At 44.1% G+C, this 11750-nt stretch carries 10 protein-coding genes; 7 read left to right on the forward strand and 3 right to left on the reverse strand.

Annotation, left to right across the window (positions count from 1 at the left end):
• Window positions 1-379 precede the first annotated feature (379 nt).
• From ACLI1A_RS04075 to ACLI1A_RS04085, 3 genes are all read left to right on the forward strand, one after another.
• A complete protein-coding gene (locus ACLI1A_RS04075; protein WP_411406354.1) occupies window positions 380-1294 on the forward strand; it encodes an abortive infection family protein in 915 nt (304 codons plus the stop codon).
• A gap of 7 nt (window positions 1295-1301) precedes the next feature.
• A complete protein-coding gene (locus ACLI1A_RS04080; RefSeq protein WP_411406356.1) occupies window positions 1302-1982 on the forward strand; it encodes a ComF family protein in 681 nt (226 codons plus the stop codon).
• A 68-nt stretch (window positions 1983-2050) separates the two neighbouring features.
• On the forward strand, window positions 2051-3661 hold the full coding sequence (locus ACLI1A_RS04085) for an Ig-like domain-containing protein (protein WP_411406358.1): 1611 nt from the start codon (window positions 2051-2053) through the stop codon (window positions 3659-3661).
• Window positions 3662-3893: 232 nt separating this feature from the next.
• Here ACLI1A_RS04085 and ACLI1A_RS04090 read toward each other — a convergent pair whose 3' ends face one another.
• Window positions 3894-4658 carry an amidohydrolase gene (locus ACLI1A_RS04090; RefSeq protein WP_411406360.1) on the reverse strand — a complete coding sequence of 255 codons (765 nt, stop codon included), beginning with the start codon at window positions 4656-4658 and terminating at the stop codon, window positions 3894-3896.
• Between the two features lie 299 nt (window positions 4659-4957).
• Window positions 4958-6319: a hydroxymethylglutaryl-CoA synthase family protein gene (locus ACLI1A_RS04095; RefSeq protein ID WP_411406362.1), complete on the reverse strand. Its 1362-nt coding sequence runs from the start codon at window positions 6317-6319 to the stop codon at window positions 4958-4960.
• Window positions 6320-6523: 204 nt separating this feature from the next.
• Here ACLI1A_RS04095 and ACLI1A_RS04100 point away from each other — a divergent pair, with 204 nt between their 5' ends.
• From ACLI1A_RS04100 to ACLI1A_RS04115, 4 genes are all read left to right on the forward strand, one after another.
• Window positions 6524-7375 (forward strand): ChaN family lipoprotein, encoded by an 852-nt coding sequence (locus ACLI1A_RS04100; protein WP_411406364.1) that lies wholly within the window; start codon window positions 6524-6526, stop codon window positions 7373-7375.
• A gap of 391 nt (window positions 7376-7766) precedes the next feature.
• Entirely contained in the window at window positions 7767-8612 is an 846-nt protein-coding gene (locus ACLI1A_RS04105) for a succinate dehydrogenase cytochrome b subunit (RefSeq protein WP_411406366.1), read from the forward strand.
• A 17-nt stretch (window positions 8613-8629) separates the two neighbouring features.
• Window positions 8630-10639 carry a fumarate reductase/succinate dehydrogenase flavoprotein subunit gene (locus ACLI1A_RS04110; protein WP_411406368.1) on the forward strand — a complete coding sequence of 670 codons (2010 nt, stop codon included), beginning with the start codon at window positions 8630-8632 and terminating at the stop codon, window positions 10637-10639.
• 13 nt (window positions 10640-10652) lie between these two features.
• The gene (locus ACLI1A_RS04115; RefSeq protein WP_411406370.1) at window positions 10653-11414 is read left to right on the forward strand and encodes a succinate dehydrogenase/fumarate reductase iron-sulfur subunit; all 762 of its coding nucleotides are present in this window, start codon (window positions 10653-10655) and stop codon (window positions 11412-11414) included.
• A 64-nt stretch (window positions 11415-11478) separates the two neighbouring features.
• On the opposite strand, the gene ACLI1A_RS04120 is transcribed toward ACLI1A_RS04115, so the two are convergent.
• The gene (locus ACLI1A_RS04120; protein ID WP_411406372.1) at window positions 11479-11733 is read right to left on the reverse strand and encodes a cysteine-rich CWC family protein; all 255 of its coding nucleotides are present in this window, start codon (window positions 11731-11733) and stop codon (window positions 11479-11481) included.
• Window positions 11734-11750: the final 17 nt, after the last annotated feature.

Below are 11750 nucleotides of genomic sequence, written 5' to 3' on the forward strand. Positions count from 1 at the left end.
CAAAAGAACCAAAAAGTCAAGGCTGTAACTTCTTATGCTACAAAATACCGGTTTCAGCTAAACGATTTGAACTCGCTTCGCTCAAACAGCAAATCGTTCTTAACGCTTCAACCGCTATTTTGCTTAACGCAACGAAGTTTAAGGCCATAGCTTCCCTCGGTCGTGATTATGCGATCCGTCTTTGCGAGGGAGGTACGACCGCGGCAATCTTTGTAGTTGTTTGAGATTGCCACACTCCGCTACGCTGCGTTCGCAATGACAGCGCGTGAAGAAAGCACTCTCAATCCGGTCTGTCATGGCAAGCGGAGGAACGGAGCGCGGCCATCTCTTTTTTGTTAGGATATTTTTTGTAGGTTTATATAAACTGACATTTTAACCAATGAATAATAAAATTACAGAAATCACACGAAGAAATATTTTTGATTATATACAGGTCGAAAATATTTACTGGGCGGGAAGAATCAGTGAAATCGATTTCCTTTCGCGAATGTTTAATCTCGAATTAATTCCTTCATTAGATACAAGGTTTGTAAATGCAGCGGAAGATATTTGGCAACATAGAATAAACAATCCCTACGATTGGCCAGATAATTGGATTTTTTATGATGATAGATTTAATTTGTTGAGATGCGAAGATTCATATTTTCTAAATTTTTTATGTGAAACAGTGCATCCAATTGTTCGCCCTGATATGGCTGAAGTAAGTAAGTTAATCCAAATATATAATAATAACTTGCGTTTAGATAACTATGAAATCGTGGAAAAAACTAATATCTCAGGAAGACCAATTTTCATGGGTAGGCTTGCAATTGTCGGAAATCAAATATATACGAAGAGAGCACATGAAATACGAGAAATTTTTAATGCAGATTACGTAACTCAGCAGATTAATCAAATGGAAACGTCTATAGAAGTCGCTCCTCATATTTCTATCGGTTTAGCAAAGGAGTTAATCGAGACTTGTTGTAAATCGATACTTCAAGAATTAGGGCTTGAATATGATAAGAATTGGGATTTAATAAAGCTTATGAAAGAAACAACTAAGTTATTAAAATTAACGCCTGATAATATTCCAAATGAAGTAAAGGCTGCTGCTTCAATCAAGCAAATTTTAGGAAGCCTTTCATCAGTTGTTCACGGGATTGCGGAAGTTCGGAATGAATATGGCAGCGGTCATGGAAAAGATAGTAAATTTATAGGGCTACAGCCTCGTCATGCCAAACTTGCAGTAGGAGCCGCTTCAACTTTAGCAATATATTTATTGGAAACCTATCAATTAAAAAATAAAAAATAACCAACCAATGCTCCAATCCCTAATCAACCTACTATACCCTACACTCTGCAACGGCTGCGATGCCCTGCTGCTGGAGTATGAAGATACCCTGTGTACCCATTGCCGGCACGATATGCCCCTTACGCACCATTACCTGAACCCGGGCAACGAAACTGCACAAAAGTTCTACGGGCGCCTGCCGCTGGAGCATGCCTCGGCGCTGGTGTATTTCCATAAAGAGGGGATGGTGCAGCAGCTCATTCATAACCTTAAGTACCGCAAGCAGCAATCCGTTGGCCGTGTTATGGGGCAATGGTACGCCTCACTACTACAGCAGGTGCCGGAACTGGAAAGTGTGACCGATATTATCCCTGTGCCGCTGCACCCGCGCAGGCTCCGCGAAAGGGGTTACAACCAGGTAACTGAATTTGGATTGGCATTGTCTAAGGGGTTAGGCATCCCCTATACCGATAACATACTGGTACGTGAAGCCTATACCAAAACTCAAACCAAAAAAGACCGTGAAAAAAGGGCAGGTATAGCCAGCGCCTTTGCCGTACGCCCTGAAAATGCCGGGGAGGCTCCGCATTTCCTGCTGATAGACGATGTAATTACCACGGGCGCAACCCTGGAGGCCTGCGGTAAGCTGCTGCTGCAAGTTCCCAATGCACGGCTTAGTATTGTTACCATTGCCTACGCGCAAAGCTAAATTTCGGCAAAACATTTCCGCATCAGTAAATATAATCGTTATTTTGCCGTTACAATCAGTAAAAAATTATGCCTAAGAGTAACCTTCTTATCTATATATTCCTGCTGGCCCTTATGAGCAGCTGCGCCAAAAGGGGCGGTATTACCGGCGGCCCTAAAGATACCATTCCCCCGGTTATGGTAAGCAGTTCGCCTAAGAACAATACAATCAACTTTAAAGGCAAGGAAATCCGTATCGATTTTGACGAGTATGTAAAGGTTAAAGATATTAATAAGCAGTTGATTATTTCGCCGCCGCTAAAGTACCAGCCCGACATTACGCCTATGGGTAGCGCCAGCAAATACATAAGCATAAAAGTAAGGGACACCCTGCCGGAAAATACCACCTACAGCTTTAACTTTGGGCAGAGTATTACCGATAATAATGAGGGCAACCCGTATTCGCAGTTCAGGTTTGTGTTCTCTACCGGAGATTATATCGATTCGCTTTCTGTAAACGGTAAAATTAAGGACGCTCACGACCTGAAGACCGATAACTTTGTAACCATAATGCTGTATGAGGCCAATGAAACCTTTAACGATAGTACCATTTACAAGGAAAAACCGCGTTATGTAACCAATACGCTGGATAGTATTAAGCTGTATTCTATACAAAACATAAAGGCGGGTAAGTACCATCTTTTTGCCGTAAAGGATGTGGGTAACAACTACCTCTACAACCCGAAATCGGATAAGATAGCATTCCTTGGGGCACCGCTTACCGTACCGAACGATACAATATTTTTGCTGGAACTGTTTAAGGAAAAGATACCTGTAAAAACGCAGAAGCCTTTTCAAGCATCGTCTAACAGGTTGTTTTTGCCGTACGAAGGTAAGAGTGGTGCAAAGGAGCTGAAGGCCTCGGTGAAAAACGCCGTTACCAAAGAGGATATAAAAACAAGGCTTACCGCCGTAAAGGATAAGGACTCGCTGCAACTGTGGCTTCCCCGGGGACTGAAAGACTCGCTAAGAGTACAGGTAACCGAGCCTTCGGGTGAGAAAAGTTACCTGGTAAAGCTTAAGGAGATGAAGGCTGCCGACTCGCTGGGGGTAGAAGCCGTACAAAAGGGCGGACTGCACTTTAGGGAAAAATTCCAGTTAAAGACCGGCACGCCGCTTGATAATATTGATTTGGCTAAAATTACAGTAATCAATAAAGACTCTGTTGCGGTGCCGTTTACGCATGTGTATGATGACTTTCAGCAGCAGATTACTTTCGACTTTGAAAAAAAGGAAAACGACAAATACATAGTGCAACTGCTGCCCGGTGCCTTAACCGATTTTTACGGCAAACAGAACGACACACTTTCATACAAGCTTACCACGAGGTCGTTTAACGACTATGGTAACATGACGGTGCGGCTGAAGGATGTAAAACGCTGGCCGGTAGTGGTAGAACTTACAGACGAAAAAGGGACAGTGTATGCATCGGTTGCTTCAGAGAAGCCTGAACTGCATTTTGATCTTATTGAACCTAATAAATATACCCTGCGCCTTATTTACGACGATAACAAAAACGGGGAGTGGGATACGGGCGATTACCTGAAAAAACAACAACCCGAGGAGGTTATTTACTATCCCGGCGCAGTAGATGTGCGTGCCATGTGGGATGTGGAACAGGATTTCCCCGTAGGGGGCTAATTTAGAATTACGAATTATACAAAACTGCCGGATGTTCCGGCAGTTTTTTTATTGCTTTTTCCTCACTGGCGTGAACTGGGGTTCCATTTCGAGCGAAGCTTTAGCGGAGTAGAGAAATCTCAAAATTTGTAGTAGAGATTTCTCCTATCGTCGACCCAAGGGCTATGCTCGAACAGGCGAAGCAAATGGAACACTCCACTGTAATTAGTACTGTTGAGACAGTCCCTTCTCTTTACAGCTTTATCTCAAATTCATCTTTGTCATTCAGGAATGCAAAACGGCCGCGTGTGGCTTCCAGGGTTTCTTTATTTAGTTCAACGGTAAAAACCCCGTCGGCTTCTGTCGGTTCCAGCTGGTAGGCGCCCAGTGCGTCCAGTACCTGAGTGTGTCCGCTGTAAGCATGGCCGTTACCGTCTTGCCCCACGCGGTTAACGCCTATGGTGTAGCTCAGGTTTTCTATGGCACGGGCTTTTAGTAGGGCATCCCACGCAAAGGTGCGTACCTGAGGCCAGTTGGCTACATACAGCAGCACATCGTAGTTCTCTACGTTTCGGGCAAAAACCGGGAAACGCAAATCATAACATATCAGCGGGCAAATCTTCCAACCTTTGTAGTCTACAATCAGCTTTTCGGTACCCTTAGTGTAGTGCTTGTGCTCATCGGCATAGGAGAAAAGGTGGCGCTTGTTATACGTTTGTATACTTCCGTCAGGGAAAACAAAAAACAGGCGGTTGTAGTAATCTTCACCATCTTTTATGGCAAGGCTCCCGGTAATGGCGCAATCTTTTGCTTTGGCGGTTTGCTGCATCCATTGTACAGTGGCATCATTAGGGGCTTCCGCTACGGTTGCCGGGTTCATGGTAAAACCAGACGCAAACATTTCAGGTAATACAATAAGGTCGGTGCTTTCTATAGTATCTATAAGCGAAGTGAAATGCGCGCGGTTAGCGGCGGCATCTTCCCACGCGAGGGTGGTTTGTATAAGGGATACTTTCATTTCTTTTTTGTTTGACACGAAGTTCACGAATTTTCGGGAATTAACCTACAGCTATATTTTGTTGTGTTTTGTGCCGACTGTGCATCTATGTTTACAGTGCCAATTTCTCGCAAAGCCGCAAGGTCGCCAAGGTATTGCTGCGCAATATTTACAGTTTCGAAACTTTGCGACTTAGCGGCTTTGCGAGAAATTGTTTTTTATACTTGCAGAAGACAAGAGGTTCGACTTAGGTAAAAAAAAATCCCCAGGCTAAATGGCCTGGGGATATATCGAATAACCAAATTACCATATAACCAGGATTACTCTACCCAGCGGTAGTAGCGGGCACCGGTAAGGTTAGGCAGTTCGGTTTCTATTTTGTCTAAAATCCACTCATTCATTGGGGCAACCACGCTGTAGTGCTGCTCCTTTTTGTGGAGTTTGTTGTAAGTTTCAAAATCAATGACAGTGCTTGCACCAAGGGTTTCAAACAGGCGTGCTTTTTCGGCGGCGGCCTTCCAGCCGCTTTGCAACGTACCCTGAAATGCCTTACTCTTAGAGCCACTTCCATATGCCAGGAACCCAAATTTCTTGCCTTCAAGTTCGGCGCCCTGTTCTGCTTTTACTACCAGCGCACTCAGTAAGCCCATAAAAATAGAGCCGGTGTACAGGTTGCCTATAAGCGATGAAGCAGGTTCGGCAGGTTGTAGTTTTTGGGATACAAATGCTTTGTAATCGTCACTCTTGCTTATTTCCTTAACGCGGTTTGCAAAATCGGCAGCATCTTCATTGCCGGTAAGCAGCGGTTCGTTTGCGTCGAGCGCAAAAATTTCGCTAAACATACGTCGGCCCTGAAAAGCGTATGGCAGGTGCATAATGATGCTGTCCCATGTATCGTATAGCGAACCTTGTATGTTATTCAGTTTTTTAAAGCTGTAGTAGGCTTCTTTAGTACGCTCTGTGTATACCACATTGCTGTATTGACCGTCAAAAACCGGCTGGTCTTTGTGTATTTCTATCTCGGCTTCAAGGTTACCGAACCACGGTTCGTTTGCCTCTATGTTGGTAATCTCTTTTTTGGCAAGCGTGCGGTACGGCTTAAAAAAGTCGAACACGCCGCGTGTGCTTACTGCCCAGGTGTTATCAAAAGCAATAATGCGAGGATTAGCACTTACCAGTAGCGCCACGGCTCCGGCACCCTGGGTGTATTCGCCGCTGCTTTCAAGGTCGTATTTGGCTATGTCGCTGGCTATAACCACGGCTTTTTTATCCGGGTTAAGGCGTACAAAGTCGATGCAGTTTTGCAGGGCATCTACCGCACCTATACATGCAAAGGTAAGGTCTACCGCATCGGTGTGCAGAAAACTGTTGTGCCCGTACTTCTGCTCCATAAGTGCCACAATAAATGAGGCTATAGGCTTAGAGTTGTCTATACCGCTTTCGGTACCTACATAAATGCGGGCTATATCGGCGGGGTTAAGGTGGTTTTCGTCAATTAGCCTGGTTAGTGCGTTAGCGCCAAAAACAACGGCATCCTGATGTACATCGGGCAGGGTCATTTTTAGCAGGCCAAGGCCTTTTTCCAGTTTGTCGGGGTCTATGTCCCTTGCTATGGCAAGGTCTTTTATAGGAAGGTGTATTTTGGCAATATCGTATGCTATGGCGTCAATTCCGGTGTTCATTATTGTTTCATGGTTTGAAAGAATGCAAATTTATTCAATTTCATAATACATACAGGGAAGCAAAAAGGTTAATTGAGAAGATGATGCTCCTTTGGTGTTTAATGCGCTTTTTATTTTGATATGTTTAATTATTTCCCTGCATAGGCGTTTTTTTAGCAAAGTATCAGTACCTTCGTTTTGTTATTTATAATCATTATTAATAATATGAAAAAACACCTATTGGTACTGTTGCTTATTGTTGGTTTTACCGCCGCTGCTCAGGATAAGCAGGGGTACCAACTTTTTACCGCAAATGGAAAAAAGACTACTTATAAAGCCCTGGTGAAAGCTAACGTCGGTGCTGATGTAGTGCTATTTGGCGAACTGCATGATAACAGCATAGTGCACTGGCTGGAGTACGAGTTGGCTGCCGATGTTATTAAGCAAAAGCCTGTGATACTGGGGGCTGAAATGATAGAGGCCGATAACCAGCAGGTACTGAACCGTTATCTGGCCGGTGAAATAAACCAAAAGCAGCTGGACAGCCTGGCGCGCCTGTGGCAAAACCATAAAACGGATTATAAGACATTGGTTGATTTTGCTAAAGAAAACAAGCTGCCGTTTGTGGCGGCCAATGTGCCGCGTAGGTATGCCAGCCAGGTATACAAAAAAGGATTGGAATCGCTTGAAGCCCTGCCTGCCGACGAAAAAGCATGGATGGCCCCGTTGCCTATAGCTTATGATGCTTCGTTGCCGGGGTATAAAGCCATGCTGGAAATGGGCGGTGGCCACGGTGGCGACAACCTGCCTAAAGCACAGGCTATAAAAGATGCTACTATGGCGTGGTTTATAAGCCAAAACATAAAGCCGGGCAGTACATTTATCCACTATAACGGGTCGTACCACAGCGAGAATTACGAGGGTATAAGTTGGTATTTAAATCAGTATAAACCGGGGCTGAAGATTGTTACCATAGCGGCTGTTTCGCAAAAAGACCTGGATAAACTGGAAACGGAACACCTTAAAAAAGCCGACTTTATTATAGTGGTTGATGATAATATGACAAAGACGTACTAAGGTATTACAATTTTTCGGGGTTAGGGGTGTGTCCTGAAATTATGATGCTTTTATACAATTGATTTTACCAAGACAAGTCTGGGATTCCCTTATAAATTAATTCGGCCTGAGCTTTCAAAAATTTTGAAAGTTCAGGCGTTTTTTAATCCACTAAACCGTTGTAGAAAATACGGTGTACCAAAACACCAAAGTAGGAATTTCTTAACTCTTTGCGTTATTTGAGATTTTTTTAGGTAAAAAAAATGCATTATTTATTTTATCTCTGCAAATACTTTAAAAAAATCTTACTTTAAACTGATTATAAATTAGCTTCGAAAGGTTGCGGTAAAACTGATTTAGCCTTACTTTTGTTTGATTTTTTTTGAAAACCTTATACTTTTAAACAAACATTATGGCAAAATCTGCATTTTTGAAGTCGTCCATCGCCAAAAAATACTGGATGGCTTTAACAGGTTTATTTCTCTGCCTGTTCCTTACGGGGCACTTATTGGGTAACTTACAGCTGCTGGCTACCGGCGAGCACGCTGCACTTCACTTCAACCAGTACGCGCTTTTCATGACCACTAACCCGGCTGTTAAGGTTCTATCATGGCTTACTTACTTTTCAATCCTTTTCCATGCTGTAGACGGTATACTGCTTACCATACAGAACAAGAAGGCAAGGCCAATAGGCTATGCCATGAACCAGCCTTCTAAAAACTCTAAGTGGGCATCTCGAAACATGGCGGTACTTGGTACAGTTGTGCTTGTATTCATTGTTACACACATGGTAAACTTTTGGGCAGTAATGCACTTTGGTAACGCAGAGCAAATGCCGCTGCAAACCGTAACTATTAACATACAGGGCCAAACCCAGGAACTATATGTTACTACCGATGGTGGTTATATACCTAAAGGCCAGGTAGACGGCGGTGCTGTTGTTATAAAAGACAGGACATCGTTTTATGATGCTCAGGCCAATGTTAAAATAAAAGAAGGTTATAAAGACCTTTACAGGATTACTGTAGCTTTCTTTACAAATGATCAATTCGGGCTTATAGCTGCAATACTTTATGCACTGGCTATGGCTGTGCTTGGGTTCCACTTATGGCATGGTTTCAGCAGCGCATTCCAGTCGCTGGGGCTTAACAATCCAAAATACAATGGCCTTATAAAAGGCTTTGGTTATGGTTTTTCTGTTATAGTGCCGTTTGCATTTGCTATAATACCACTATTCATTCACTTTAAGCTTAAATAATTCCAACGTCTACCGATATGAGTTTAGATTCTAAGATACCAGCGGGGGACATCTCCGAAAAATGGACCAAATATAAAGACCATCTTAAACTTGTTGCTCCAAACAACAGGCCAAAGATTGATATAATAGTAGTAGGTACCGGTCTTGCCGGTGCTTCGGCTGCCGCCTCTCTAGGCGAAATGGGCTATAACGTTAAGGCGTTTTGCTTCCAGGATTCACCACGCCGTGCGCACTCTATTGCTGCGCAGGGTGGTATTAACGCCGCTAAAAACTACCAGAATGACGGCGACAGTACATACAGGCTGTTTTATGATACTATAAAAGGTGGTGACTACCGTGCGCGTGAAGCTAACGTACACCGTCTTGCAGAAGTTTCGGCTAACATTATAGACCAGTGTGTGGCCCAGGGTGTACCTTTTGCACGCGATTACGGCGGAATGCTTGATAACCGTTCATTTGGTGGTACTCAGGTACAACGTACGTTCTACGCAGCGGGACAAACAGGACAGCAGTTGCTACTGGGTGCATACTCTGCGCTTTCAAGGCAAATAGGCCTTGGCCGTGTAGAAATGTACAACCGCCACGAAATGCTTGATATTGTAAAAGTAGACGGTAAGGCACGTGGTATTATAGCCCGTAACCTTGTTACCGGCGCTATAGAAAGGCACTCTGCCCACGCAGTAATTATTGCTTCGGGTGGTTACGGTAACGTATACTTCCTTTCTACAAATGCTATGGGTAGTAACGTTACTGCCGGCTGGAAAATCCACAAAAAAGGTGCTTACTTTGCTAACCCTTGCTACGTGCAGATTCACCCTACCTGTATTCCGGTACACGGTACTAACCAGTCTAAGCTTACCCTGATGTCTGAGTCATTACGTAACTCGGGCCGTATCTGGGTTCCTAAGAAACTTGAAGATGCTCAGGCCATCCGTGAAGGAAGGCTTAAAGCTACCGATATTAAAGAAGAAGACAGGGATTACTTCCTGGAAAGAAGGTACCCTGCCTTTGGTAACCTTGTACCGCGCGACGTAGCTTCGCGTGCTGCCAAGGAGCGTTCTGATGCAGGTTTCGGTATCGAAAACAACGAAACAGGCGAAGGTGTTTACCTTGACTTCTCTTCAGAGATCATTAACAAAGGCCGCCAGACTGCTTATGCACAAGGTAACCACAATCCTTCTCAGGAAGAGATTGTAAAACTTGGTAAGGCATGGATAGAGGAGAAATATGGTAACCTTTTCCAGATGTACCAACAAATTACCAACGAAAACCCGTATGAAGTGCCAATGAAGATTTACCCTGCGGTACACTACACTATGGGTGGTGTATGGGTAGACTACAACCTGCAAAGCTCTATACCGGGCTGTTTTGTAGCGGGTGAAGCTAACTTCTCAGACCACGGTGCTAACCGTCTTGGTGCTTCTGCGCTGATGCAGGGTCTTGCTGATGGTTACTTTGTACTTCCGTATACAGTGTCTGACTACCTTGCCGGAGAAATCCGTACAGGTAAGATACCTACAAACACTCCTGAGTTTGACGAAGCCGAAGCTGGCGTAATTGCACAGATAAACGGTTTCCTTAACAATAACGGTACTAAATCTGTAGACTCGTTCCACAAACGCCTGGGCCACATTATGTGGAACAAGGTGGGTATGGCCCGTAACGAGCAGGGACTTACTGAGGCTATTGCCGAAATTGCTGCCCTTAAAGAAGAATTCTACAAAGATGTATATGTGCCGGGTACTGCCGACGAAATTAACACTGAGCTTGAAAAAGCAATACGTGTAGCCGACTTTATAGACCTGGGCCAGCTTATGGCACGCGATGCACTGCAACGTAAAGAGTCTTGCGGAGGCCACTTCCGTGAAGAATACCAGGATTCTGAAGGTGAAACACTTCGTGATGACGAAAACTTCAACTTTGTTGGTGCCTGGGAATACAAAGGCGACGACATTAACACCGAAGTACTTCATAAAGAAGTGTTGAACTACGAGTACATTAAAATCGCAGCCAGGAACTACAAATAAAATATACACAGATATGGCTTCTAATAAAAATATAAATATAACCCTGAAAATTTGGCGTCAGAAAAACGCTAAACAAAAAGGAAGTATCGAGACTTACAAGCTTGATAATGTTTCTACTGACAGTTCATTCCTGGAAATGCTGGATCAGCTTAACGAGCAGCTGATAAGCAACAGGCAGGAACCGGTAGCTTTTGACCACGACTGCCGCGAAGGTATTTGCGGTATGTGTTCACTTTATATTAACGGACAGGCGCACGGCCCGGCTCACAAGGTTACTACCTGTCAGCTGCACATGCGTTCGTTTAAAGATGGCGACACTATCTATGTAGAGCCATGGAGAAGTAAAGCGTTCCCGGTAATTAAAGACCTTATGGTAGACCGTTCTGCGTTCGACCGTATTCAGCAAGCCGGTGGTTTCGTATCGGTAAACACTTCAGGTCGTACTATCGATGCTAATGCTACCCCGGTACCTAAGCACGATGCAGACCGCGCTTTTGAAGCTGCTGCATGTATAGGTTGTGGTGCTTGTGTGGCCAGCTGTAAAAACGGTTCGGCTATGCTGTTTGTAGGTGCTAAGGTGTCTCAGTACGCGCTATTGCCTCAAGGTAAAGTAGAAGCTACACAGCGTGTGCTTAACATGGTACGCCAGATGGACGAAGAAGGATTTGGTAACTGTACTAATACCGGTGCTTGTGAAGTAGAATGTCCTAAAGGCATTTCGCTTGAAAACATTGCCCGTATGAACAGGGAATACCTTTTTGCAAGCATAAAATAATTTGACACAGTCAAATCGTTAATAGTAGAAACGCCTCCTGTATGGGAGGCGTTTTTGTTTGTAGCTATTTAGTATCACTGCTTTTATAATATACTCCCAGTATGGCCTTTAGCCTGTTTTGGAATTGCTGGTTGTGGTATGTCGCTTGCATTTCTTTCATGCAGTTAGCACACAGGCAGTCGTTATACTGCAGGCTTATGTACTCGCTTTCTTCTTTGCTAAGAACTACGGCAGTGCATTGGCACAGCGATATGGAGCCTGCCTTGCATTCAAACTCGGCCTGGCATCTGGGGCAGTATTTACTTTCGTGTTTTTGCACAGTGATACTATTATGGG

It is taken from the genome of Flavobacterium sp. RHBU_3, from assembly GCF_046613565.1.
Taxonomy (GTDB): domain Bacteria; phylum Bacteroidota; class Bacteroidia; order Flavobacteriales; family Flavobacteriaceae; genus Flavobacterium.